Here is a 23,422-nt window from a genome sequence, read left to right as displayed (position 1 = left end):
GTCTGTCGCCTGGCCTCTAAAAACCACAGCCCACAAGAATGAGGAGAACCCGCATGCCCCGTACTACGTTCGCTCCTGCCGCTGCCTCCTTGTTGATGGCCCTCGCCTCAGTGGGGGCCCAGGCGCAGAATGTCTATCGCATTGTCGGGCCCGACGGCAAGGTGACTTTCTCGGACCGCCCTCCGGCCGAAACCTCTGCACCGCCCGCGCGCAGCCCTGCAGCCCCGGCTGCCGCGACCGCAAGCCCAGCAGCGGCCAATGGAGCGTTGCCTTTCGAACTGCGCCAGGTGGCCAACCGGTACCCGGTGACCATCTACACCGGCAATGACTGCGCACCCTGCGGAAGCTTGCGCAACATGCTGACATCACGCGGTGTGCCGTACACCGAGCGCACAGTGGCCAGCAATGAGGACATTGCCGCGCTGCAACGCCTGAGTGGCAGCACCAGCCTGCCTTTTGGCACCATTGGCGGCCAGCAACTGGTGGGCTTTTCAGACGCGGAGTGGATCCAATACCTCGACGCAGCGGGCTACCCCAAACAATCCCAGTTGCCCAGCAACTACCGCCAGCCAGCGCCCACCCCACTGGTTGCGGCCAAGCCGGTGGAGTCCGCACCCGCCGCTGAACCGAAAGCGCCGGCACGGCCCGCGCTCCCTCCACCGGTCAATGATGGCCCAACACCAAGCAATCCCGCCGGTATCCGGTTCTGACACTCTGTGACGTAGCCGCCTCCAGGCGGCTGGTCCTTCCATTCACATCCACCCAACATAAAAGGGGCCTCCAGAGGCCCCTTTTGTATTGGTGAACTATGGGGGTGGGCTTGTCACCCACCCAACCACCATTCCTCAATAGGTGATGGTCTTCACGCCCTGCGCCGTACCCAGCAGGCACACGGATGCCTTCTGGTGGGCAAACACACCCACGGTCACCACGCCAGGCCATTGGTTGATCTCTGACTCGAACGCCAGCGGGTCGGTGATGGACAAGCCCTTCACGTCCAGAATGTGCTGGCCGTTGTCAGTCACCAGTGGCTGTCCGTCCTTGAGTCGCAAGCTGGCCTGTCCACCCATGGCGGCAAAACGGCGCGCAATGTGATTGGCAGCCATCGGGATCACCTCCACCGGCAACGGAAACTGGCCCAGGGCCTTCACCAACTTGGATTCGTCGGCAATACACACAAAGCGCTCGGCCAATGCTGCCACGATCTTCTCGCGTGTCAGTGCCGCGCCGCCGCCCTTGACCATGTAACCCTGGCCGTCGATCTCGTCCGCGCCGTCGATGTAGACGGAGAGCGATGGCACCTCATTGGCATCGAACACGGCGATACCCAGTGCCTTCAGGCGCTCCGTGCTGGCTACGGAGCTGGATACAGCGCCCTTGATCTGGTCCTTCATGCCCGCCAGGGCGTCAATGAACTTGTTGACGGTGGAGCCGGTGCCCACCCCCACAATCTCGCCAGGCACCACGTATTGCAGCGCGGCTTGGCCTACCAGGGTCTTGAGTTCGTCTTGGGTCAGGGGAGTGGTGGTCGTCATGGGAGAAAATCGGGGGTAATCCTGAATTATCTCCCCATGTCCCTGATCCCCTACGCCCTCACCCGCCCCTTTCTCTTCGGCATGGATGCCGAGGCCGCCCACGAACTCACCATGGACATGCTGGCGCGCGGGCAGCGCACGCCGCTGCAATGGGCCTGGTGCAATGAAACTGTGAACGACCCCATCACCCTGGCGGGGCTGAAGTTTCCCAACCGCGTGGGCATGGCGGCGGGCCTGGACAAGAATGCGCGCTGCATTGACGCGCTGGGCGCCATGGGTTTCGGTTTTGTGGAAGTGGGCACTGTGACCCCCAAAGCGCAGCCGGGCAACCCCAAGCCGCGCATGTTTCGCCTGCCCGAGGCCCGCGCACTCATCAACCGCCTGGGCTTCAATAACGAAGGCCTGGATGCCTTCCTGCGCAATGTGCAGCAGGCGCAGTTTCGCAAGCAGAACCGTCTGCACCCCATGCTGCTCGGTCTCAACATCGGCAAGAACGCCACTACCCCCATCGAGAACGCCACCAGCGACTACCTGATCTGCCTGGAGGGCGTATACCCCCATGCCGACTATGTGACGGTCAACATCAGCTCACCCAACACCCAGAACCTGCGCGCATTGCAAAGCGATGCCGCACTGGATGCACTGCTGGGAGCGATTGCCGAGCGCCGTGAGGCGCTCGCCGCCCAGCACCAACGGCGCGTACCGGTTTTTGTGAAGATTGCACCGGACCTGGATGAAGCCCAGGTGGCAGTAATCGCTGCCACGCTGCAGCGCCACGGCATGGACGGTGTGATTGCCACCAACACGACCATCAGCCGCGCTGCGGTGCAAGGCATGCGCCACGCGGAAGAGACGGGGGGGTTGAGTGGCACTCCGGTGCTGGAAGCCAGCAACCAGGTCATTCGGCAGCTGCGCGCAACCTTGGGCAGCGGATTCCCCATCATTGGTGTCGGCGGCATCATGAGCGCCGACGACGCAGTGAGCAAGATTCGCGCAGGGGCAGACGTGGTGCAGATCTACACCGGCCTGATTTATGAAGGCCCTGCGCTGGTCGTGAAGGCCGCCAAGGCCATCAAGGCCTTGCGCTAAACCCTCGGGCCACAGACGCTCGACCACACGACCCCATAAGAAAACGGAGCCTCTGGCAACAGGGCTCCGTTTCAGTTGCTGGCGTGGGTTTGAGCAGCGGGACGCCGCCCTCCGCAACCCCGCCAGTGGTCAGCGCCGCAAGCGCATCAGCATCGGCAAGACAATGCCCGCCCACCGGATCAACCTGCGCGGGCCGGCCACCAGAGCCACACCGGCCATGGCGGCCACCGCTAGCGGATGCTCCCGCGCAAACCCGGCGGCGCGCAGTGCCAGCGAAGCGTCCTCACCGCCCGTGGGGCCTCCAGCCTGCTCCGCGAGCGCGCGGGCTTGGGCCCGGGCTACGCGGCGGGCACGCAGCCGCTCACGCTGCAGTTCGATGCGGTCGAGCACGCGCTGCTGCTCCACGGTGGGGGTAGTCCGCGCCACAGGCGCAGTCTGCAACGTAGTGGTGGGATGTGGGGTACTCACAAGCGCTCCTTGATGTCACGCCAATCCTGCGCGAGCTCTCGCCGCGTCAGTGCGAAACCACTGCCCGCACGTTGGGCCACAGACACCAACGACACCGTGGCAGCCGCCCAGCCAGCAGCCCACACGCCAGCCACCAGCCATGCCACCAGCGTGCGCTGTGGCGAGTCCCAAAAGTGCACCAGCACGGCGAGCGACACCATGATGAGCGCCACCACCGTGAGCCCGGCCACCAGAATGGTGAGCACCAGCAATTGCTGAAGGCGCTGCTTAAGGTCCGCCCATTCGAGGCGGGCCAGGTCCATACGGTCTTCGGCGGCGATGGCGCCCTCGATCAGGTTGGCACGCCAGCGGGCGGCCAACCCTTCCAGACCCAGCAGCGAGAGCCAATTCATGTCTTGTTGCCTCTGTGGCGTGCCGTCATGGGAGGACAGCGACGATCAGCGGCGTGCAAGCAGAAAGCCAACCAGCGCACCCACGGCCAACGCGGCACCCGCCACACGCCACGGTTCGTCATGGGCATAGCGGTCAGCAGCCAGTGCAGCTTCCTTGGCCTGACGTGCCGCATCCTGGGCGGCGCGAACGGCAGATTCACGCACGTTGTGCATGCCGTCGTCCAGGCGCTGGCGAAGCAACTTGATTTCAGGCACTGCGTCCAGATCCTTGTTGGCCAACAGCCCCCGCAGATCGGAAACCAGCTTTTCCAGTTCGCCCTGGGTGGTCGTGGTGTCAGAAGCAGTCATACAAGCCTTTCTGTGTAGTGCCAAAAGTGATGGGAAATCCCGCACGCCAACGTGGAGGACTGAAGTTCATCTTAGCCATCCGCGCAGAAACCCCTCGTAGGACGGGGACGCAAGAGGTTACTGATTGCAAATGGCTTGCCGCAGATCAAACCAGCGCAGCCACATGCTCCGCAATGGCGAGGGCACTTGTCAAGCCGGGCGACTCGATACCAAACAGGTTGACCAGCCCCGCCACCCCATGCACGGAGGGCCCTTGAATGACAAAATCTGCCGCCGGTGCATCCGGCCCGTGAATCTTGGGGCGCATGCCTGCATAGCCAGGGGCCAGAGCGCCATCCTGCAAGCCAGGCCAGTATTTGCGCACCTCGGCATAAAAGGCATCGCCGCGCGCGGGGTCCACCTGCAGATCGTCAGGCGAATCCACCCACTGCACGTCCGGGCCAAACTTGGCTTGTCCGCCCAGGTCCAGCGTGAGGTGCACACCCAAACCAGCCGCCTCGGGCACCGGGTAAATCAGCCGGCTGAAAGGCGCCTTGCCCGTCAACGTGAAGTAGTTGCCCTTGGCGTAAAACGCCGTGGGCACATGCTGCGGGGCCAGACCGGCAAATCGCGCGGCCAGTGCGGGGGCATGCAGCCCAGCGGCGTTCACCACGGTGCGAGCGCGCAGACGCGTGCCATCCACCGCTTCCAAATCAATAGCATCAGAGCCAATAGAGGCTAGCGCTAGTGGCGAATTCAGCGCCACAACACCACCCGCATGCTCCAGATCGCCCTGCAGCGCCAGCATGAGCGCATGGCTATCGACGATGCCGGTGCTGGGCGAGTGCAAGGCACCGACGCAGGCCAGCGCGGGCTCCATCTCCAGGGCTTCTTCACGGCTCAGGCGTTGAAGGTCCAGCACTCCGTTGGCACGGGCGCGCGCCTGGATGCCTTCCAGGCTGTCCAACTGGGCGGCAGAGGTGGCCACCAACAACTTGCCGCAACGGCGGTGGGGCACGCCGCGCTCCGCGCAGTAGGCATAGAGCAATTCCTTGCCCCGCACGCACAGGCGGGCCTTGAGCGACCCTGCGGGGTAGTACAGCCCCGCGTGAATCACTTCACTATTACGCGAACTGGTGCCGGTGCCGATGGCGTCTGCCGCTTCCAGCACCATCACCTCCCTACCTTGCAGCGCCAGCGCACGGGCCACTGCCAGGCCAACCACGCCCGCGCCCACCACCACACAATCCACCGTATCGATCATCCGTGTGTCTCCATGCATCATCCCCTGCCGGGTGCTGGGTCAGGCCTGTTCAAAACCATCGAGCACGTTGACGGCATTGGTACCCAGCTCGGCCGCCGCATAACCGCCCTCCAGCACGAACACCGTGGGCAGACCGAGCCGCGCCAGCCGCTCGCCCAGGCGCGTGAAATCTGACGAAGCCAGTGCAAACCGCGAGATGGGATCGCCCTCGAAGGCATCCAGCCCCAGCGATATCACCAGCCCATCGGCGCGGTGCTCCGCGATGCGGGCGCAAGCCTTCTCCAACGCTTCGAACCAGGTCGCCGCGCTGGTGCCGGCGGGCAAAGGCAGATTGAGGTTGAAACCGCCGCCAACCCCCTCGCCCGTCTCATCGGCGTGGCCCAGGTAAAAGGGGTACTCCGTGCGCGGGTCGCCGTGGATGCTGATGAACAGCACATCACTGCGGTCGTAAAAGATGCTCTGCGTGCCGTTGCCATGGTGGTAGTCCACGTCCAGCACCGCCACACGCTGGGCGCCCTGGTTTCGTAGGGTCTGTGCGGCCACGGCGGCGTTGTTCAAAAAGCAATAGCCGCCCATGAAGTCCGGGCCCGCATGGTGTCCTGGCGGCCGTGTGCAGCAAAACGCGGCACGCGTGCCTTGCGCTACGCGAGCCGCTGCGCTGGCTGCCGCATCTGCCCCGGCCTTGGCTGCGGCCCAGGTGCCTGCCGCCATGGGGGTGCCGTTGTCCATCGAATACAGACCGAGGCGCGCTACGAAGTTGTCGGGCTCCACATCGCTGCGCAGCGTGCGCACTGGCCACACCGATGGAAAGGGTTGTACTGCAGCGTTGCCGGGGTCCAGCGCCAGCCATTGTTGCCACGCGGTCTGCAGAAAGGCCAGGTAGCGCGGCGCATGCAACTGTTCCAGCACGGCACTGCAGTCCACATCAGGAGCCGCCATGGTGTGGCCGCGTGCGCGCAGGGCTTCCTCCACATAGTCCACCCGTGCGGGCTTTTCAAAACACGGCACACGTTCGCCCCGGAAGAATTCGTGGACGGGCGCATGCCCCTGGTGCAAGGGATTGTGGAAGGTGATCATGGATGCTGCGTTGCAGGTACGAGGGACAAATGTAGCGCGCCAGCCCCCCGCAAAGCTCCATCACCGATCCCTACGACGGTTTTGCGGGCTGCAGGGCCTCTCGGACCGGAAAAGAAAAAATCCCTGCAGGTCAAGAACCTGCAGGGATTTTCAAATTGGTGGGTGATACATGGATCGAACATGTGACCCCTGCCGTGTGAAGGCAGTGCTCTACCGCTGAGCTAATCACCCGTCGCAAGCACCTTGGAGAAAGATACCGCTGCGAAAAGTCTGGCAGCAACATGGTGGGTGATACATGGATCGAACATGTGACCCCTGCCGTGTGAAGGCAGTGCTCTACCGCTGAGCTAATCACCCTTGTCGCTGCGACAGCCCTCTATTATGGCACAGCTTTTCAGGCCGATTGGAGAGTCCTCCAAATTGTTTTGCCACCGCTGGCCTTGTCGATCTGCGTGAGCACCTCGGCATGCGCCGCCTGCTCCTGCTCGCTCGCCCGCAGCACGGGCAGCGCAAGGCCACGCAAATCGATGGAAGCCACCTTCACACCGTCAGCACTGTCATGGCCATCATCGGCGATCAGCAAGGCATCCTGCCCGCGCGTGAGGTTGATGTACACATCGGCCAGCAACTCGGCATCAAGCAAGGCGCCGTGCAGCGTACGGCCCGAGTTGTCCACGCCCAGGCGGTCGCACAGGGCGTCCAGCGAATTGCGCTTTCCCGGGTACATCTCCTTGGCCATGGCCAGCGTGTCGGTCACGCTCTGCACATAGGTGCCAAACGCCGGGCGCCCCACCAGCTCCAGCTCCTTGTTGAGGAAGCCCACGTCAAACGCTGCGTTATGGATGATGATCTCGGCGCCCTGCAGGTACTGCAGGATGTCATCCACCACATCCGCAAACTTGGGCTTGTCCTTCAGAAACTCGTTGCTGATGCCGTGCACCTTCAGCGCGTCCTCGTGGCTGTCGCGGCCCGGGTTGAAGTAAAGGTGCAGGTTGTTGCCGGTCAGCTTGCGGTTGAGCAGCTCCACACAACCCAGTTCAATGATGCGGTCGCCCCCCTCGGCCGAAAGGCCGGTGGTCTCCGTGTCCAGAACAATTTGCCGGGACATCAGTGGTTTTCCTTGGCGTGGTTGATCGTGTACTTCGGAATTTCGACGACCAGATCGGTCTGCGCCAGGATGGCCTGGCACGACAGGCGTGACTGCGGCTCCAGGCCCCAGGCGCGGTCCAGCAGGTCTTCTTCCTCTTCTTCTGCCGCATTCAGCGAATTCAGCCCCTGGCGCACGATGACGTGGCAGGTGGTGCAGGCACAGCTCATGTCGCAGGCGTGCTCGATGTTGATGTGGTTGTCCAGCAGCGCTTCGCAGATCGAGGTGCCTGCGGGCGCCGTAATCTCAGTGCCAGCGGGGCAGTATTCGGGATGGGGAAGGATCTTGATGACAGGCATGGGGTGGTCTTTTTCTTGTTCAGAGGGATGCGCTGGCTCGTATCACAGGCTCGCGACGTTCTTGCCGGCCAGGGCCTGCTGGATACCGCGGTTCATGCGCTGGGCTGCAAACGCCTCGGTGCCCTTGGCCAGGGCTTCCGTGGCGGCCTCGATGGCCGCGGCATCGTCGGCGTCGCGCTGGTGGCGCAAGGCCACCATCAGGGCGTCGATGGCAGCCCGCTCCTTGGGGCTGAGCACGTCGCCATCCGCGTCGAGCGCGCTTTGCGTGGCAATCAGCATGCGGTCGGCGTCCACGCGGGCCTCGACCACGGCACGGGCTTTCATGTCCTGCGCGGCCGTGGCAAAGCCATCCTGCAGCATGCGCGCGATCTGGTCGTCCGTGAGGCCGTACGATGGTTTCACGTCAATGCGGGCCTCCACCCCACTGCCCTGCTCTTTCGCGGCCACGCTCAGCAGGCCATCGGCATCGACGGTGAAGGTCACACGGATGCGCGCAGCGCCTGCCGCCATCGGGGGAATACCGCGCAACTCAAAGCGCGCCAGGCTGCGGCAGTCCTGCACCAGGTCACGCTCGCCTTGGACCACATGGATGGCCAGCGCGGTCTGTCCATCCTTGTAGGTCGTGAAGTCCTGCGCCTTGGCGGTAGGTATGGTCTCGTTGCGCGCAACAATGCGCTCCACCAACCCGCCCATGGTTTCGATGCCCAGGGACAGCGGAATCACGTCCAGCAGCAGCAGGTCGCCTGCCGTGTTGTTACCGGCCAGCTGGTTGGCCTGGATGGCGGCACCCAGCGCGACCACTTCGTCGGGATTCAGGTTGGTCAGTGGCTCCTTGCCAAAGAACTCCGCCACGGCCCGCTGCACCTGCGGCATGCGGGTGGAGCCGCCCACCATGACCACACCCTGCACTTCATCGCGCGCCAGATGCGCATCGCGAAGGGCCCGGCGCACAGCCGCCATGGAGCGGGCGGTCAAATCGGCCGTCACCGCGTCAAAATCCAACCGTTTGACGTCAAATTGCACAGAAGCGCTAGACAGCTCTGCCTTGAATGCTACCAAATCAGTAGCAGTCAAGGCCTCCTTGCAGGCGCGCGCCGCCATGCGCACGGCCGACTTGTCGGCTGGTGTGACCGCCTGTTGCCCCACCTGCTGCAGAACCCAGTCCGCCAGCGCCGCGTCGTAGTCGTCGCCTCCGAGGGCAGAGTCGCCGCCCGTGGCAATCACCTCGAACACGCCCTGCGTCAGGCGCAGGACGGAAATATCAAACGTACCCCCACCCAGGTCATAGACGGCGTAGACGCCCTCGCTGGCGTTGTCCAGGCCATAGGCAATCGCCGCCGCAGTGGGCTCGTTGATCAGGCGCAGCAGGTTGATGCCAGCGAGCTTGGCCGCATCCTTGGTGGCCTGGCGCTGGGCGTCGTCGAAGTACGCAGGCACGGTGATCACTGCGCCATACAGATCATCATTGAAGGTGTCTTCGGCGCGGTAGCGCAGCGTGGCCAGAATCTCGGCACTGATCTCGACGGGCGACTTGTTGCCATCCACCGTGGACAGGCTGACCATACCGCCCTCGCCGCCATCAGCAGCAGCCACGAAGTCGTATGGCAGCTTGCCCGCTTCCGCCACGTCCTTGAGGCCACGCCCCATGAAGCGTTTGGCCGAGGCGATGGTGTTGCGTGCATCCTGGGCCTGCGCCGCCACGGCGTCATATCCGATCTGGCGACCGCCGTTGGCCAGGTAGCGCACCACCGAGGGCAGCAGCACCCTGCCCTGTGCATCGGGCAGGCATTCGGACACACCATTGCGCACAGCGGCAACCAGAGAATGGGTGGTGCCCAGGTCAATGCCCACCGCGATGCGCCGCTGGTGCGGGTCGGGGGACTGGCCGGGTTCGGAGATCTGCAAAAGCGCCATGAAATTTCGGGTCTCAACGTGGTGGGGGACGCCATCACCTCAGCAAGCGACAGGGGCCCCAGGGGGAAAGCAAAACCGCTCTATTGTCCCAGTTGCTCTCGGCGACGTTCTACGTCGTCCGCAAATCGCGCAATGAACATGAGGGCTCTGACCTGGCGGGCCGCGCCCGCATAGTCCTGCTGCTGGTCGATGAGTTGCTCGCACTGCGACAGAGCGGCACGCCGGGCTTGTTCCACCTCATCGTCCAGTGCGTCCAGCTCGCTGTCTGCGCGGGCATCTTCCAGTGCCTCGCGCCATTCCATCTGCTGCATCAAAAATGCAGCGGGCATGGCGGTGTTGTCTTCGGCACGGATAGGCGCTCCGTGCAGTTCGCACAGATAGGCCGCCCGGCGCATGGGGTCCTTCAGGCGTTGGTAAGCTTCGTTGATGCGCACGGACCACTGCATCGCTACGCGCTGCGCCGCAGCGCCTTGCGCAGCAAACTTGTCGGGGTGGGCTTCGCGCTGCAGTTCCTTCCAGCGCGCGTCGATGGCGCTGCGTTCTTGTGCAAAGCGGCAAGCCAGGCCAAACAGTTCGAAGTCGTCAGATTGCAGATTCATGCGCAAGGGGGCGTGAAGAAAATCCAAGAAAAAACCGCCAGCACAGAGCGCGTTGGCGGTTTGGCGTTACATCAGCTGAAGACGTTCAGACGCGGAAGCTCTCCCCGCAACCGCAGCGATCACGCTCGTTGGGGTTGTTGAACTTGAAGCCTTCGTTCAGCCCCTCACGGACAAAGTCCAGCTCGGTGCCATCGATGTAGGCCAGGCTCTTGGGGTCGATCAGCACCTTGACACCGTGGTTCTCGAACACGATGTCCTCGGGCTCGCTCGCGTCCACATACTCCAGCTTGTAGGCAAGCCCCGAGCAGCCGGTCGTCTTGACCCCCAGACGCACGCCCAGCCCCTTGCCACGGCGGGCAAGGTAGCGGTTGACGTGCCGGGCTGCAGCTTCTGTCAGCGTAATGGCCATGTCTCTCGATCTATCTGTCAAACAATCAGGCGGCAGAGGCCGTGGCGGCGTGCTTGGTCTTGTAGTCCAGCACGGCAGCCTTGATCGCATCTTCGGCCAGGATGGAACAGTGGATCTTGACGGGCGGCAAGGCCAACTCTTCAGCGATCTCGCTGTTCTTGAGCGCCGCGGCTTCGTCCAGCGTCTTGCCCTTGACCCACTCGGTCACCAGCGACGACGAAGCAATGGCCGAGCCGCAGCCGTAGGTCTTGAAGCGGGCGTCTTCGATCACGCCGGTTTCAGGGTTCACCTTGATCTGCAGCTTCATCACGTCGCCGCAGGCAGGCGCGCCCACCATACCGGTGCCCACCGAATCGTCACCCTTGTCGAACGAACCCACGTTGCGGGGGTTCTCGTAATGGTCAACCACTTTGTCTGAATAAGCCATGATGTGTACCTCTTCAATACGTCCAGAATTTGCGCGGAATCAGTGAGCAGCCCACTGGATGGTGCTGATGTCGATGCCGTCCTTGTACATCTCCCACAGCGGGCTCAGTTCGCGCAGGCGGGCCACGTTCTCGCGAATGGTGGAGATGGCGTAGTCGATCTCTTCTTCGGTCGTGAAACGGCCGATGGTCATGCGCAGACTGCTGTGGGCCAGCTCGTCACTGCGGCCCAAAGCGCGCAGCACATAGCTCGGTTCCAGGCTGGCAGAAGTGCAGGCCGAGCCCGACGACACCGCCAGGCCCTTGATTCCCATGATGAGCGATTCGCCTTCGACGAAGTTGAAGCTCATGTTCAGGTTCTGCGGCACACGGCGCTCCAGGCTGCCGTTGATATAGACCTGTTCGATGTCCTTGAGGCCGTCGAGCAACCGCTGCTGCAAGGCCTTCGCCTTGGCATTGCTCTCTGTCATTTCTTCCTTGGCAATGCGGAAGGCCTCGCCCATGCCCACGATCTGGTGCGTGGGCAAGGTGCCCGAACGCATGCCGCGCTCATGGCCACCACCGTGCATCTGTGCTTCCAGGCGCACGCGGGGCTTGCGGCGCACGTACAGCGCACCGATGCCTTTGGGGCCGTAGGTCTTGTGGGCGGTCATGCTCATCAGGTCGATGGGCAGCACGTTCATGTCGATCTCGACACGGCCCGTCGCCTGGGCGGCGTCCACATGCAGCAGGATGCCCTTCTCACGGCACAGGGCGCCAATGGCGGGGATGTCCTGGATCACACCGATTTCGTTGTTCACGAAGAGGACGCTGATCAGCACGGTGTCTGGACGGATGGCAGCCTTCAGGGCATCCATGTTGACCAAGCCGTCTTCCTGCACGTCCAGATAGGTGGCTTCAAAGCCTTGGCGCTCCAGCTCGCGCATGGTGTCCAGCACGGCCTTGTGCTCGGTCTTGAGCGTGATGAGGTGTTTGCCCTTGCCTTTGTAGAAATGCGCAGCGCCCTTCAAGGCCAGGTTGATGGACTCGGTCGCACCACTGGTCCAGACGATTTCGCGGGGGTCGGCACCAATCAGGTCGGCCACTTGCACACGCGCTTTTTCCACCGCCTCTTCGGCCTCCCAGCCCCATGCGTGGCTGCGCGACGCCGGGTTGCCAAAGTGCTCACGCAACCAGGGAATCATAGCGTCCACCACGCGGGGGTCTACCGGGGTCGTGGCGCCATAGTCGAGATAGATGGGAAAGTGCGGGGTCATGTCCATGGCTGGCTCAGTAAAAGGTTCTGGCTGGCAAACAGAAGAGGCAGAACAAACAAGAAAACGATGACGAAACGGTCAGGGCAGCGCCGACCCCAGGGTCAGCACGGCGCACCAAGCATCAGGATTTGGCGAAGACGTTACCCAGCGCAAACACCGAGTTCGGGGCATTCACGCGAATGGGCTTGACCACCGGGGTGGTGGAGATGGCGCGGCGCACCACGGGCTTGTCCTCGATCTGCACGCCCTTGGCGAGCTGCTCGTCCACCAGCTTTTGCAGAGTGACGGAATCCAGAAATTCGACCATGCGCTGGTTCAGCGAGGCCCACAGCTCGTGCGTCATGCAACGGCCGGCTTCACCCAGGCAGTTTTCCTTGCCACCACACTGCGTGGCGTCGATGGGTTCATCGACCGAAACGATGATGTCGGCCACCGTGATGTCGCCTGCCTTGCGGGCCAGCGTATAACCGCCGCCGGGGCCACGGGTGGATTCCACCAGTTCATGGCGGCGCAGCTTGCCAAAGAGTTGCTCCAGGTACGACAGCGAAATCTGCTGACGCTGGCTGATGGCAGCCAGCGTGACGGGGCCGTTGTTCTGGCGCAGGGCCAGGTCAATCATGGCGGTGACCGCAAAACGGCCTTTGGTTGTGAGACGCATCGCAAGCTCCTTGTGCTAAGGCTTGTTCGTTGAAGAAACCGCCTGCGCTGACTGTTTGCCAGCGAGGCACCGTCTCCGCCCCTTACTCCGCCCAGTCACCTGCTGCGGAGCCCTTCATCGTTGGGCTGTTTTGTTGAGTGTTTTGTGCGAGTATAGCACAAATCCCTATTGATTCTGTCGGGTTAAAAAACCAAATAGTTATTAATCGACTCAATAGTATTTTCTCATCGCATTCCCAATCGCAATCCCTTTTACAAGGCCACGGAATCCCTGCCGTGCGCACCAAAGGCCTGGTCCTTGAGACGCGTGAGCTGGTCGCGCACCCGGGCCGCCTGCTCGAACTCCAGATTGCGAGCATGTTCCAGCATGAGCTTTTCCAGGCGCTTGATCTCGCGTGCCACGTCTTTCTCGGACATGTCCTCCACCTGCGCCCGCTGCAACGCTTCCTGCTCCAAACGTTCGGCGTCCTTGCCGGCTTTTTCGCTGTACACGCCGTCAATCAGGTCTCTTACCCGCTTGACAATGCTGCGCGGCGTGATCCCGTTAGCCTCGTTGTATGCGATCTGCTTGATGCGCCGGCGTTCCGTCTCACCCATGGCTTTTTTCATGGAGTCGGTGATGCGGTCGGCGTAAAGGATGGCATGGCCGTTCAAGTTGCGCGCTGCACGGCCAATGGTCTGTATCAGGCTGCGCTCGGCGCGCAAGAAGCCTTCCTTGTCCGCATCGAGGATCGCCACGAGCGACACCTCAGGAATGTCCAGCCCCTCGCGCAGCAGGTTGATGCCCACCAGCACGTCAAAAGCCCCCAGGCGCAGGTCGCGGATGATCTCCACCCGCTCCACGGTGTCCACATCGCTGTGCAGGTAGCGCACCTTGACACCGTTGTCGGTGAGATAGTCGGTCAACTGCTCGGCCATGCGCTTGGTCAGCGTGGTAATGAGTACGCGCTCATGCTTTTCTACACGAATGCGTATTTCTTGTAGCACATCATCCACCTGATGGGTGGCGGGGCGTACCTCCACCACCGGGTCCACCAAGCCCGTGGGGCGCACTACCTGATCCACCACCTGGCCTGCATGGGTCTTTTCGTAGTCGGCAGGCGTGGCCGATACAAAGATCACCTGCCGCATGCGTTGCTCAAACTCCTCGAACTTGAGCGGTCGGTTGTCCAGGGCCGAAGGCAGGCGAAAACCATATTCGACCAGCGTGGTCTTGCGCGAGCGGTCGCCGCTGTACATCGCGTTGAGCTGGCCGATCATCTGGTGGCTTTCGTCCAGAAACATGATCGCGTCCTTGGGCATGTAGTCGGTCAGCGTGCTGGGCGGATCGCCTGGCGCCGCGCCCGACAGGTGGCGCGTGTAGTTCTCGATGCCTTTGCAGTGGCCCACTTCGCTCAGCATTTCCAGATCAAATCGCGTGCGCTGCTCCAGCCGCTGCGCTTCGACCAGCTTGCCGTCAGCCACCAGCTGCTGCAGGCGTTCGGCCAGTTCCAGCTTGATGGTCTCGACCGCCGCCAGCACCTTGTCGCGCGGCGTCACGTAGTGGCTGCTGGGGTACACGGTAAAACGCGGGATCTTCTGCTTGACGCGGCCCGTGAGCGGGTCGAACAGCTGCAGGCTCTCAATCTCGTCGTCAAACAGCTCAATGCGAATCGCCAGCTCGGAGTGTTCGGCCGGGAACACATCGATGGTGTCGCCCCGCACACGGAACTTGCCCCGCGAAAAGTCCGCCTCGTTGCGCTGGTACTGCATGCGGATCAACTGGGCGATCACGTCCCGCTGCCCCAGCTTGTCTCCCACCCGCAGCGTCATCACCATGCGGTGATAGCTCTCGGGCTCGCCAATGCCGTAGATGGCCGACACGGTGGCCACGATCACCACATCGCGCCGCTCCATCAGGCTCTTGGTGCAAGACAGCCGCATCTGCTCGATGTGCTCGTTGATCGCGCTGTCCTTCTCGATGAACAGGTCGCGCTGCGGCACGTAGGCCTCGGGTTGGTAGTAGTCGTAGTAGCTGACGAAATATTCCACGGCGTTCTTGGGAAAGAACTCGCGGAACTCGCTGTACAGCTGCGCGGCCAGTGTCTTGTTGGGCGCAAAGATGATGGCCGGGCGTCCCATGCGCGCGATCACGTTGGCCATGGTGAAGGTCTTACCCGATCCCGTCACACCCAGCAGCGTCTGGAAGGTTTCCCCATCATTCAGTCCCTCCACCAGCTTATTGATGGCCTCGGGCTGGTCGCCTGCCGGTGGATACGGCTGGAACAGTTCAAACGGGGAGTCGGGGAAGCGGACGAATTCGCCGTCTTGCTTTTCAGTTATGACTTCTGTGATATCCGGCATGGGGGCGGTCAACGGGTGGTGAAGGCGGGCCGTTAAAATCGGCCGAACCCGGCACAGTACACCACGCCCGGATTCTTCGCTACTGACAACCTTTCAAGGATTTTCATGTCTCTGTTCACCGCCGTCGAAATGGCCCCCCGCGACCCCATCCTGGGCCTCAACGAGCAATTCAACGCCGACACCAACCCCAACAAGGTCAACCTGGGCGTCGGCGTTTATTTCGACGACAACGGCAAGCTGCCCCTGCTGCAATGTGTGCAGGCCGCAGAAAAGACCATGATGTCCACCCCCACGGCCCGTGGCTACCTGCCCATCGACGGCATCGTGGCGTACGACAACGCCGTCAAGAGCCTGGTGTTCGGCGCTGAGAGCGAACCCGTGAAGTCTGGCCGCGTAGCCACCGTGCAGGCCATCGGCGGCACCGGCGGCCTCAAGATCGGTGCCGACTTCCTGAAGAAGGTCAGCCCCAACGCCAAGGTGCTGATCTCCGACCCCAGCTGGGAAAACCACCGCGCGCTGTTCACCAACGCCGGTTTTGAAGTGGACACCTACGCCTACTACGACGCTGAAAAGCGCGGCGTGAACTTCGAAGGTTTCCTGGCCAGCCTGAATGCAGCCGCCCCCGGCACTATCGTCGTGCTGCACGCCTGCTGCCACAACCCCACCGGCTACGACATCACCGCCGCGCAGTGGGACCAGGTCATCGCCGTCGTCAAGGCCAAGGGCCTGACGCCCTTCCTGGACATGGCCTACCAGGGCTTTGGCCACGGCATCGCCGAAGACGGCGCCGTGATCGGCAAGTTTGTGGCTGCCGGCCTGAACTTCTTTGTGTCCACATCTTTCAGCAAGAGCTTCAGCCTGTACGGCGAACGCGTGGGCGGCCTGTCGGTGCTGTGCGCCGACAAGGAAGAAGCCGGCCGCGTGCTGAGCCAACTGAAGATCGTGATTCGCACCAACTACTCCAACCCACCCATCCACGGTGGCGCAGTGGTGGCCGCCGTGCTGAACAACCCCGAGCTGCGCGCCATGTGGGAACAAGAACTGGCCGAAATGCGCGTGCGCATCAAGGCCATGCGCCAAAAGCTGGTGGACGGCCTCAAGGCTGCGGGAGTGAAGCAGGACATGTCCTTCATCACCACCCAGATCGGCATGTTCAGCTACTCCGGCCTGTCCAAGGACCAGATGGTTCGCCTGCGCAACGAGTTCGGCGTGTACGGTACCGACACCGGCCGCATGTGCGTCGCGGCCCTGAACAGCAAGAACATCGACTACGTCTGCCAGGCCATTGCAAAGGTCGTCTGAGCACGATGAGGAAGCGGCGCTCGCGCGCCGCTTTGTGAGCGAAACGCTCCAGAACCCGCACAACGCGGCCCTTCTGGAGCGTTTGCCGTTTCTGGGCCTGCCCGACGCGTGGCTGGTGGCGGGCTGCCTGTTCCAGACGGTGTGGAACCTGCACTCTGGCCTGGAGCCCACCGCGAACATCAAGGACTACGACCTGTTCTACTTCGACGGCAACGACTTGTCCGAATCGGCGGAGCAACAGGTGCAAGCCCGCGCCACCGCCCTCTTCGCCGACCTGCCCATCACCGTCGAAGCCAAGAACCAGGCCCGCGTGCACCTCTGGTACGAGCGCTGGTTTGGTTACCCGTATGCGCCGCTGCAGTCCGCCCGCAACGGGATCGAGCGTTTTCTGGTGCCCTGCACCTGCGTGGGCCTGCAACCTGCCATCACCCCCGGCGTTGCTCAGCCCACGCTGTACGCGCCGTACGGACTGGAAGAGCTGTACGCAGGACTTCTCAAACCCAACCCCGCCTGCCCGCACCTGCCGTTGTTTGAGGCCAAGGCGCAAAGCTATCGCGAACGCTGGCCGTGGCTGACGATCCAGGCCGCAGGTCGCGCGGCGACCTGAAGACCGCCCCACCGCTGCGACGCGGCGATTTCAGGCGTTTTTGGCCTCAAGTGCTAGATGTACATGCACCAATAGCTATCAAAAAAGAAGCATTCAATCCGCTTCAGAAAGCATCCATCAGCCCCACAGCACCGACCGCATCGAGATCGATGCCGACTGATAGCCCGTGTTGAAAAAGCGGGGCATCTCGCTGGGCAGCACGGCTCCCGCTGCGTAAAGCAGCGGCAGGTAGTGCTCGTAAGTGGGGTGCGCCTGCTGGGCCACGGCGCCCAGGTTCTGGAAGTCCTGCAAGGCGCCCAGCTGGCCCTTCTTGATCTGCTCCTGCACCACGGTGTCGAACTCCGTGGCCCAGTCGTAGGCTTCGTTGGCAGCCGAGCCACGGCGGGATGCGCGCAGGTTGTGCACGATGTTGCCGCTGCCCACGATCAGCACGCCCCGCTCGCGCAGGGCCTTGAGCTGCTGGCCCAGCGCATAGTGCTCGGCCGGTGCTCGGCTGTAGTCCATGCTGAGCTGCATCACCGGGATACGCGCCTGGGGAAACATGGGCTTGAGCACCGACCAGGTGCCGTGGTCCAGCCCCCACTCGCCCTCGTCCACGCCGAGGGCGGCGCCCGTGGCAGGAGATTTCAGCTCCCTGGCCAGGCTGCGCGCCACGGCCGGTGCGCCCGGCACGGGGTACTGCTGGTCGAACAGCGCCTGGGGGAAGCCGCCAAAGTCGTGGATGGTTTTGGGGTTGGCCATGCCGGTGAGCTGCCAGCCACCACGCGTGAGCCAGTGGGCCGACACACACAGGATGAGCTGCGGCTGCACCGCCCGCGCCATCAGTTCCGTACCCATGGCCTGCCAGCTGCGGCGCCAGGCGTTGTCCTCGATGGCATTCATGGGGCTGCCATGGCCCACAAACAGCACGGGCATGCGGGGCGAGGGCTTGAGCGCCTGCAGCGCGGTCGCCGTGGCGGCACTGCTCAAAGACGAGGTCATGAAAGCTCCCGGAAAGGCGGCCAGGCCCGTGAGGGCGGCCAAAGAGGTTCTGCGTTGCATGGGTCAGGGAGCGTAACAAATTATGTATAACGCAGGGAGTGAGCCCGCGCGCCCTGCGAAGTTCCAGCGCCACACCTTCCATTCAAAACCACAACACCGAGACAACCCTGAGCCCATGACCACCGCCCTGCCCCAGCCCCTGCGCAATGTCCGCGTCCTGAGCCTCGCGCTGAACCTGCCCGGCCCTGCCGCCCTGATGCGCTGCGCCCGCATGGGAGCCCAATGCTCCAAGCTCGAACCGCCTCCAGCCCCCGGCTACCCCAGTGCCGACCCCATGGGCATCTACAGCCCGGCGGCCTATGCCACGTTGCACCAGGGCGTGCGCGTGGTGCATGCCCACCTCAAGACGACCGAAGGCCAGGCCACGCTGCATGCAGAGCTGGCAAGCACCGATGTGCTGATCACCTCGTTCCGTCCGTCGGCCCTGGCCAAGCTGGGCCTCTCCTGGGAGGCGCTTCAATCAAAATATCCACGCCTTTCGCTGGTACGCATCGTGGGCGCGGCGGCCGAGCGGGCCGAGGAGCCCGGCCATGACCTCACCTACCTGGCTGATGCGGGCCTGGTGACCGGCACCGAGATGCCACCCACCCTGTACGCCGACATGGGCGGCGCCCTGATGGCCAGCGAAGCCGTGCTGCAGGCCCTGCTGGAGCGCGCCCACACAGGCAACGGCGTGTGCATCGAAGTCGCCCTGGCCGACGCCGCCGCCTGGCTGGCCCAGCCGCGCGACTGGGGCCTGACCACCCCCGAGGGCGACGTGGGAGGCAACCACGCAGGCTACCGCATCTACCCCTGCGCCGACGGCCGCGTGGCCGTGGCCGCGTTGGAACCCCACTTCGCCGCCAGCCTGTGTGCTGCCGCAGGCTTGCCCGCCACGGGCGACCCGCAGGTGCTGCGCGCCCCCGCCACCCACGCGGCCGTGGCGGCGTTCTTGCGCACACAGACCCGCGCGCAGCTTGATGCTTTGGCGGTGGCGCAAGACATTCCTTTGCAAACCCTGGCCTGAAAGCACTTCCTGACCGATGCAGAAACAAGGCACCGTCGTCCGCTGGGACGCCAGCCGCGCCTTCGGCTTTATCCGCAGCCCTGACACGTCCGCCGATGTGTTCTTTCATGTGCGGGACTACCGGGGCACGACCCCGCCCCGCGAAGGGCTCGCCGTGGTGTACGAGGAGATTCATGTCGGCGGAAAAGGGCCCCGGGCCATGGCGGTGTTGCCCACTGCACACGCGGGTGGCGCGTTCCAGCCCCGCAGCACGGCACCGACGCCGCCGCCCCCTGCGCACCCAGCGCGGCGCGCGCCGGCGCAACGGGCGGGGCAACCTCAAGCCCCCAGGCGCAGGCGCCCTGTGGCGGCCATCGAACCGACCACTCCCACCGGATCGGCGCTGATACGGCTACTCATGCTCGGCTGGGCGGGGCTGCTGGGCTGGGGCCTCTGGGCAGGAAGACTGCCGTGGTGGGTGCTGGGCGCGGCGGTCGCCGTCAACCTCCTGACCTTTCTGGTCTACGCCATCGACAAAAGCGCCGCGCAAAACGGCCGGTGGCGCACCAAGGAAAGCCACCTGCACCTGCTGAGCCTTGCAGGCGGCTGGCCCGGCGCATGGTGGGCCCAGCAGTGGCTGCGGCACAAATCCCGCAAGGCGGAGTTTCGCGCGGTGTATTGGGCGACGGTGGTGCTGCATTGCGCGGCGCTGGGGGCCTGGCTGGGTGGATGGCTGGGCTAGCAGATGCGGTCAAAAACTAACAAATTGATAGCAATCAACCCATGAAGCACTAGCGCATCAAGCGCTTTTGGCACATATTCTTGTGACCCAGCCCCCGGCAATGCAAAGCGGGCTGACGCACAGATGGCCCGCTGGCCTACACAGCGCGCCAGGAGGCCCGGTTTCAATCCCAAAGGTCTGAAACACTTCGGGAGATGCCCATGAAACCCCTCGTCCTTGATTCCACCATGACCACCATGGGCGGCGTTTTCTACCCCACCGGCCAGGTGTTTGCGCTGTTCCCCGACGAGGACTGCGCGCGCCAGGCCGCACTCGCATTGCAGGCAGCAGGCCATCAGGGCGATGTCGCCTACGCCAGCCCCGAAGTCATCCTGCAAGAAATTGTGCATACCCTGGGCACTGCAGATGCACCGCTGCCATCTGTGGGCGCCGAAGGCGACATGGTGCGGCGCATTGCCGACCTGGCGGGCTCCGGCCACCACGGCATTCTGATCGCAGTGAACGACAAGGACGACACCGACACGCTGGTGGCAGCCATTGCCCCCGAAGGCGCGGTCACGGCGTTCTATTACCGCACCTTCATCATCGAAGACCTGATCTCGCAGCCCGCAGACGATGGCCCGCAGTCCGTGCTGGTGGGCACCCACGCTGCGGCGCCGTAAACACCGGCTTCTGCCAGGCTGGGCAACACCTGGGCGGAGCCAGCGATAGCCCGCCGCGCGCAGGTTCAGGTGCGGGTGCGCATCGGCATGGCGGCCATTCCCCGCAGGCACAAGGGGTTGCCAAACTTTGCATGCGCTGGCAAGTTGATCTCTATATAGTGGGTCGGAAGCACCGCACCGCCGAATCAGCCACCCGTTCCAGGACAACCCTGGACCGCAGGCATTGACGGAGCATGCGGACACACTGATGAGGGCGCGCCGGATGGGGCCACCAGGCATCACTGGCGCAAGCAGCTTGGCACGAGGCGAGGGAGCCATCCATGGATGTATTGCAGCCGGTCGAGCGAAGGCCTGTGCCGTTGACGTTGCGGGTGACCTGGCCTTTCATCACCATGGTGTTGCTGCTGGCGGTGTGCGCCACGGCCAGCCTGCATGTTTTGTCCTCGGTGCGTGCCTTCGTTGCAGGCGAAAGCCTATGGACCAAAGGCCAGAAGGATGCCATCTATTTTCTGAACCAGTACGCCATCACCGGCTCCCCCCAGGCCTTTGAAGGGTTCACCCGCGCCATGGAGATCCCGCTGGGCGACCGGGCGGCACGGCTGGCCCTGGAGCCAGGCCAGGTGCAGACGGATGTGGCGCGCGACGGCTTTCTGCGCGGTGGTAACCACCCCGATGACATTGACGGCCTGATCTGGCTGCTGCGCTACTTTGACGGCTTTGATCTGGTGAAGAAGCCGGTAGACCAATGGCTGGTGGGCGACGAGTACATCCGTGCGCTGCGCGAGCTGTCGCACGAGATCCACCAGCGCAACACCGCCGGCACGGCGGACGCCACCACCCGCGAACGGTGGCAGAACACCATCCGCGACATCAACGCGGGCGTGACCCCGGCGGCCCGGAACTTCAGCGAGGCCCTGGGCGAAAGCTCGCGCCACATCGTGCTCCTGCTGATGTGGACCAACATGGGCATGGCCCTGGTGCTGATTCTTCTGACCCTGTGGCACACGCACAAGTTGCTGGCCCAGCGCCAGAACGCGGAGCGCGCCCTGGAGGTCGAGCGGGAACAGGCGCGCACCACGCTGGCCGCCATTGGCGATGCCGTGGTGACGACCAACATCCACGGCGAGGTCACCTACATGAATCCTGCCGCAGAAACCTTGCTGGCCCGCCCGGCCGCCCAGGCCACCGGGCAACCTCTGGCGCAGTTGCTGGTCTTCGAAGGTGATGCACCACCCCTGTCGGCCGACGCCCTGGTGCAGACGCTGCTGCGCAGCGATGGTGCCGCCAAGGGCAACATCCACCGCACCCTGGTGCGACCGGACCAGAGCATCGTTCCGGTGAGGCTGGTGGGCTCTCCCATCCGGCACCGGGGTGTGCTGACCGGGGCGGTGCTGGCGCTGCACGACGTCACGCGCGAGCAGAACTATGTAGAGCAGCTCTCGTGGCAGGCCAGCCATGATGCGCTGACGGGCCTGGTGAACCGCCGCGAGTTCGAGCACCGGCTTGAAGCCCTGCTCAGCCACCCGCGCCAGCCGGGCCGTGAGGGCTCGCTGCTCTACGTGGACATGGACCAGTTCAAGCTCATCAACGACACCTGCGGCCACCAGGCCGGGGACGAGATGCTGCGGGAGGTCTGTCGCATGCTGCAAAGCCACCTGCGCGAAGGGGACACGCTGGCACGGCTGGGCGGCGACGAATTCGGCATCCTGCTCAAGGACTGCCCCGTTGGCCCCTCGGCGCGCATTGCAGAGCAATTGCGCCAGGCTGGCCAAGACCTGCGCCTGGCCTGGGAAGGCCAGCAGCTCAGCACAGGCCTATCCATCGGCATGGTGCAGCTCATCCCAGCGCTCACCTCCATCCAGGAGGCCATGCGCGTGGCCGACATGGCCTGCTACCGTGCCAAGGAAGGTGGGCGCAACAGGGTGTTCATCTACCAGCCCGAAGACATCGAGATGACCCGGCGCGAAGGCGACATGGACTGGGTGCGGCGCCTGCGCCTGGCGCTGGAGCACAACCGTTTCCAGCTGTACGCGCAGACCATCCGCGCGCTGCAAGGCACCGGTGATGAAGGCCTGCACATGGAGGTGCTGCTGCGCCTGCGCGAGGAGGAAAACGGCCAGCTGGTGGCGCCTGGCACCTTCATCCCGGCCGCCGAGCACTACGGGATGATGCCGTCCATCGACCGCTGGGTGATCCGCCACACACTGCAGGCGCTGGCGCAGCACCAGCGCACCCCGGGCGCCCAGCCGCTGCACACCTGCGCCATCAACCTCTCGGGCACCAGCCTGGGCGACGACAGCCTGCTCAAGTACATACGCACCACGCTCACCGAATCCGGGCTGGACCCCGCGCTGCTGTGCTTCGAGATCACCGAGACCAGCGCGATATCGCACCTGCCCAACGCGGTGCGACTGATGAAGGAGCTGCAGCAACTGGGCTGCCGGTTCGCGCTCGATGACTTCGGCGCGGGCATGTCGTCCTTCACCTACCTCAAGCACCTGCCGGTGAATTACCTCAAGATCGACGGCGCTTTCGTGAAAGACCTTCTGCAAGACCCCACCAACCGTGCCATGGTGGAAATGATCCACCGCATCGGCCATGTGATGGGCAAGCAGACGATTGCCGAGTTCGCCGAGTCCGACGCCACCGTGGATGCGTTGCGACTCATCGGCGTGAACTACGCCCAAGGCTATGCGGTGGCAAAGCCCGTGCCGCTGTCGGAATGCCTGGCGAGGGACTACACCACCGCCTGACCACCGCGCGGGCCTGGCGCGCCTGAGTCCCGCCACCCCGCCGATGCGGTTGGCGCGGCATGCCAGCCAACCGTTTCAGCCTGCAGATGCAATGGGCAGATGGACGCCCTGCCCGCCACGCAAGCACGC

General features: G+C 63.8%; 24 protein-coding genes and 2 tRNA genes. 8 read left to right on the top strand and 18 right to left on the bottom strand.

Features of this window, described 5'->3' with window-relative positions:
- Window positions 1-53 precede the first annotated feature (53 nt).
- Entirely contained in the window at window positions 54-710 is a 657-nt protein-coding gene (locus ATF69_RS10020) for a glutaredoxin family protein (protein WP_146870828.1), read from the top strand.
- A gap of 135 nt (window positions 711-845) precedes the next feature.
- On the opposite strand, the gene rpiA is transcribed toward ATF69_RS10020, so the two are convergent.
- Window positions 846-1,535, bottom strand: coding sequence for a ribose-5-phosphate isomerase RpiA (rpiA, locus tag ATF69_RS10015; RefSeq protein WP_056744695.1), 690 nt, complete (start codon window positions 1,533-1,535; stop codon window positions 846-848).
- A 36-nt stretch (window positions 1,536-1,571) separates the two neighbouring features.
- Between rpiA and ATF69_RS10010 the strand changes: the two genes are divergently transcribed.
- The gene (locus ATF69_RS10010; RefSeq protein ID WP_146870827.1) at window positions 1,572-2,624 is read left to right on the top strand and encodes a quinone-dependent dihydroorotate dehydrogenase; all 1,053 of its coding nucleotides are present in this window, start codon (window positions 1,572-1,574) and stop codon (window positions 2,622-2,624) included.
- Between the two features lie 129 nt (window positions 2,625-2,753).
- On the opposite strand, the gene ATF69_RS10005 is transcribed toward ATF69_RS10010, so the two are convergent.
- The 16 genes from ATF69_RS10005 to uvrB form a co-directional block, all read right to left on the bottom strand.
- The gene (locus ATF69_RS10005) at window positions 2,754-3,092 is read right to left on the bottom strand and encodes a hypothetical protein (protein WP_146870826.1); all 339 of its coding nucleotides are present in this window, start codon (window positions 3,090-3,092) and stop codon (window positions 2,754-2,756) included.
- Window positions 3,089-3,484 (bottom strand): phage holin family protein, encoded by a 396-nt coding sequence (locus tag ATF69_RS10000; protein ID WP_015013990.1) that lies wholly within the window; start codon window positions 3,482-3,484, stop codon window positions 3,089-3,091. Before ATF69_RS10000 ends, ATF69_RS10005 begins: the two co-directional genes overlap by 4 nt.
- Before the next feature lie 45 nt (window positions 3,485-3,529).
- A complete protein-coding gene (locus ATF69_RS09995) occupies window positions 3,530-3,832 on the bottom strand; it encodes a DUF883 family protein (protein ID WP_008904788.1) in 303 nt (100 codons plus the stop codon).
- Window positions 3,833-3,977: 145 nt separating this feature from the next.
- Entirely contained in the window at window positions 3,978-5,075 is a 1,098-nt protein-coding gene (locus ATF69_RS09990) for an NAD(P)/FAD-dependent oxidoreductase (RefSeq protein ID WP_146870825.1), read from the bottom strand.
- Window positions 5,076-5,114: 39 nt separating this feature from the next.
- On the bottom strand, window positions 5,115-6,152 hold the full coding sequence (locus tag ATF69_RS09985; RefSeq protein WP_146870824.1) for a histone deacetylase family protein: 1,038 nt from the start codon (window positions 6,150-6,152) through the stop codon (window positions 5,115-5,117).
- Between the two features lie 156 nt (window positions 6,153-6,308).
- A tRNA-Val gene (locus ATF69_RS09980) sits at window positions 6,309-6,383 on the bottom strand.
- A 51-nt stretch (window positions 6,384-6,434) separates the two neighbouring features.
- Window positions 6,435-6,509: transfer RNA gene (locus tag ATF69_RS09975), tRNA-Val, on the bottom strand.
- 37 nt (window positions 6,510-6,546) lie between these two features.
- Window positions 6,547-7,260 (bottom strand): DNA polymerase III subunit epsilon, encoded by a 714-nt coding sequence (dnaQ, locus tag ATF69_RS09970; protein ID WP_146870823.1) that lies wholly within the window; start codon window positions 7,258-7,260, stop codon window positions 6,547-6,549.
- The gene (gene fdx / locus ATF69_RS09965; protein ID WP_015013986.1) at window positions 7,260-7,598 is read right to left on the bottom strand and encodes an ISC system 2Fe-2S type ferredoxin; all 339 of its coding nucleotides are present in this window, start codon (window positions 7,596-7,598) and stop codon (window positions 7,260-7,262) included. The genes dnaQ and fdx overlap by 1 nt, the downstream gene beginning before the upstream one ends.
- Before the next feature lie 42 nt (window positions 7,599-7,640).
- On the bottom strand, window positions 7,641-9,512 hold the full coding sequence (gene hscA, locus ATF69_RS09960) for a Fe-S protein assembly chaperone HscA (RefSeq protein ID WP_099730350.1): 1,872 nt from the start codon (window positions 9,510-9,512) through the stop codon (window positions 7,641-7,643).
- 80 nt (window positions 9,513-9,592) lie between these two features.
- Entirely contained in the window at window positions 9,593-10,111 is a 519-nt protein-coding gene (hscB, locus tag ATF69_RS09955; protein WP_146870822.1) for a Fe-S protein assembly co-chaperone HscB, read from the bottom strand.
- An 85-nt stretch (window positions 10,112-10,196) separates the two neighbouring features.
- Window positions 10,197-10,520 (bottom strand): iron-sulfur cluster assembly protein IscA, encoded by a 324-nt coding sequence (iscA, locus tag ATF69_RS09950; protein ID WP_056063043.1) that lies wholly within the window; start codon window positions 10,518-10,520, stop codon window positions 10,197-10,199.
- Between the two features lie 25 nt (window positions 10,521-10,545).
- Complete coding sequence (gene iscU / locus ATF69_RS09945; RefSeq protein ID WP_121942835.1) at window positions 10,546-10,947, bottom strand: Fe-S cluster assembly scaffold IscU; 402 nt, start codon at window positions 10,945-10,947, stop codon at window positions 10,546-10,548.
- A gap of 39 nt (window positions 10,948-10,986) precedes the next feature.
- Window positions 10,987-12,207, bottom strand: coding sequence for an IscS subfamily cysteine desulfurase (locus tag ATF69_RS09940; protein WP_146870821.1), 1,221 nt, complete (start codon window positions 12,205-12,207; stop codon window positions 10,987-10,989).
- Between the two features lie 115 nt (window positions 12,208-12,322).
- Complete coding sequence (gene iscR / locus ATF69_RS09935) at window positions 12,323-12,859, bottom strand: Fe-S cluster assembly transcriptional regulator IscR (RefSeq protein ID WP_015013980.1); 537 nt, start codon at window positions 12,857-12,859, stop codon at window positions 12,323-12,325.
- Between the two features lie 251 nt (window positions 12,860-13,110).
- Window positions 13,111-15,201 carry an excinuclease ABC subunit UvrB gene (gene uvrB / locus ATF69_RS09930; protein WP_146870820.1) on the bottom strand — a complete coding sequence of 697 codons (2,091 nt, stop codon included), beginning with the start codon at window positions 15,199-15,201 and terminating at the stop codon, window positions 13,111-13,113.
- A gap of 105 nt (window positions 15,202-15,306) precedes the next feature.
- On the opposite strand from uvrB, the gene ATF69_RS09925 reads away from it, so the two are divergent.
- Window positions 15,307-16,503 carry an amino acid aminotransferase gene (locus ATF69_RS09925; protein WP_116749944.1) on the top strand — a complete coding sequence of 399 codons (1,197 nt, stop codon included), beginning with the start codon at window positions 15,307-15,309 and terminating at the stop codon, window positions 16,501-16,503.
- A 34-nt stretch (window positions 16,504-16,537) separates the two neighbouring features.
- Window positions 16,538-17,110 carry a nucleotidyltransferase family protein gene (locus ATF69_RS09920; RefSeq protein WP_244303695.1) on the top strand — a complete coding sequence of 191 codons (573 nt, stop codon included), beginning with the start codon at window positions 16,538-16,540 and terminating at the stop codon, window positions 17,108-17,110.
- Window positions 17,111-17,227: 117 nt separating this feature from the next.
- Here ATF69_RS09920 and ygiD read toward each other — a convergent pair whose 3' ends face one another.
- Window positions 17,228-18,091, bottom strand: a complete 864-nt coding sequence (gene ygiD, locus ATF69_RS09915) for a 4,5-DOPA-extradiol-dioxygenase (RefSeq protein ID WP_483189345.1) — start codon at window positions 18,089-18,091, stop codon at window positions 17,228-17,230.
- A gap of 175 nt (window positions 18,092-18,266) precedes the next feature.
- On the opposite strand from ygiD, the gene ATF69_RS09910 reads away from it, so the two are divergent.
- The 4 genes from ATF69_RS09910 (at window position 18,267) to ATF69_RS09895 (ending at window position 23,293) form a co-directional block, all read left to right on the top strand.
- Window positions 18,267-19,157 (top strand): CoA transferase, encoded by an 891-nt coding sequence (locus tag ATF69_RS09910; RefSeq protein WP_146870818.1) that lies wholly within the window; start codon window positions 18,267-18,269, stop codon window positions 19,155-19,157.
- Between the two features lie 16 nt (window positions 19,158-19,173).
- Window positions 19,174-19,878 carry a DUF1294 domain-containing protein gene (locus tag ATF69_RS09905; RefSeq protein WP_146870817.1) on the top strand — a complete coding sequence of 235 codons (705 nt, stop codon included), beginning with the start codon at window positions 19,174-19,176 and terminating at the stop codon, window positions 19,876-19,878.
- A 200-nt stretch (window positions 19,879-20,078) separates the two neighbouring features.
- Window positions 20,079-20,540, top strand: a complete 462-nt coding sequence (locus ATF69_RS09900) for a hypothetical protein (RefSeq protein ID WP_056065035.1) — start codon at window positions 20,079-20,081, stop codon at window positions 20,538-20,540.
- Window positions 20,541-20,860: 320 nt separating this feature from the next.
- Entirely contained in the window at window positions 20,861-23,293 is a 2,433-nt protein-coding gene (locus ATF69_RS09895) for an EAL domain-containing protein (RefSeq protein WP_244303694.1), read from the top strand.
- The last annotated feature ends 129 nt before the right edge of the window (window positions 23,294-23,422 follow it).

Origin of the sequence: Acidovorax delafieldii (assembly GCF_007993815.1) — a bacterium.
In the GTDB taxonomy this organism is placed as follows: domain Bacteria; phylum Pseudomonadota; class Gammaproteobacteria; order Burkholderiales; family Burkholderiaceae_C; genus Acidovorax; species Acidovorax delafieldii.
Note: the sequence above shows the minus strand (reverse complement) of the source record. Positions and strands in the feature narration are given on the sequence as shown.

Coding starts and splice junctions, on each gene's coding strand:
- ATF69_RS09940 (WP_146870821.1), bottom strand. CDS start 12,207: ATGGACATGACCCCGCACTTTCCCATCTATCTCGACTATGGCGCCACG.
- hscB (WP_146870822.1), bottom strand. CDS start 10,111: ATGAATCTGCAATCTGACGACTTCGAACTGTTTGGCCTGGCTTGCCGC.
- fdx (WP_015013986.1), bottom strand. CDS start 7,598: ATGCCTGTCATCAAGATCCTTCCCCATCCCGAATACTGCCCCGCTGGC.
- ATF69_RS09990 (WP_146870825.1), bottom strand. CDS start 5,075: ATGATCGATACGGTGGATTGTGTGGTGGTGGGCGCGGGCGTGGTTGGC.
- ATF69_RS09900 (WP_056065035.1), top strand. CDS start 20,079: ATGAAACCCCTCGTCCTTGATTCCACCATGACCACCATGGGCGGCGTT.
- ATF69_RS10000 (WP_015013990.1), bottom strand. CDS start 3,484: ATGAATTGGCTCTCGCTGCTGGGTCTGGAAGGGTTGGCCGCCCGCTGG.
- ATF69_RS09925 (WP_116749944.1), top strand. CDS start 15,307: ATGTCTCTGTTCACCGCCGTCGAAATGGCCCCCCGCGACCCCATCCTG.
- uvrB (WP_146870820.1), bottom strand. CDS start 15,201: ATGCCGGATATCACAGAAGTCATAACTGAAAAGCAAGACGGCGAATTC.
- ATF69_RS09985 (WP_146870824.1), bottom strand. CDS start 6,152: ATGATCACCTTCCACAATCCCTTGCACCAGGGGCATGCGCCCGTCCAC.
- ATF69_RS09905 (WP_146870817.1), top strand. CDS start 19,174: ATGCAGAAACAAGGCACCGTCGTCCGCTGGGACGCCAGCCGCGCCTTC.
- ygiD (WP_483189345.1), bottom strand. CDS start 18,091: ATGACCTCGTCTTTGAGCAGTGCCGCCACGGCGACCGCGCTGCAGGCG.
- iscA (WP_056063043.1), bottom strand. CDS start 10,520: ATGGCCATTACGCTGACAGAAGCTGCAGCCCGGCACGTCAACCGCTAC.
- hscA (WP_099730350.1), bottom strand. CDS start 9,512: ATGGCGCTTTTGCAGATCTCCGAACCCGGCCAGTCCCCCGACCCGCAC.
- ATF69_RS09895 (WP_244303694.1), top strand. CDS start 20,861: ATGGATGTATTGCAGCCGGTCGAGCGAAGGCCTGTGCCGTTGACGTTG.
- ATF69_RS09910 (WP_146870818.1), top strand. CDS start 18,267: ATGACCACCGCCCTGCCCCAGCCCCTGCGCAATGTCCGCGTCCTGAGC.
- ATF69_RS10010 (WP_146870827.1), top strand. CDS start 1,572: ATGTCCCTGATCCCCTACGCCCTCACCCGCCCCTTTCTCTTCGGCATG.
- dnaQ (WP_146870823.1), bottom strand. CDS start 7,260: ATGTCCCGGCAAATTGTTCTGGACACGGAGACCACCGGCCTTTCGGCC.
- rpiA (WP_056744695.1), bottom strand. CDS start 1,535: ATGACGACCACCACTCCCCTGACCCAAGACGAACTCAAGACCCTGGTA.
- iscU (WP_121942835.1), bottom strand. CDS start 10,947: ATGGCTTATTCAGACAAAGTGGTTGACCATTACGAGAACCCCCGCAAC.
- ATF69_RS09995 (WP_008904788.1), bottom strand. CDS start 3,832: ATGACTGCTTCTGACACCACGACCACCCAGGGCGAACTGGAAAAGCTG.
- ATF69_RS10020 (WP_146870828.1), top strand. CDS start 54: ATGCCCCGTACTACGTTCGCTCCTGCCGCTGCCTCCTTGTTGATGGCC.
- iscR (WP_015013980.1), bottom strand. CDS start 12,859: ATGCGTCTCACAACCAAAGGCCGTTTTGCGGTCACCGCCATGATTGAC.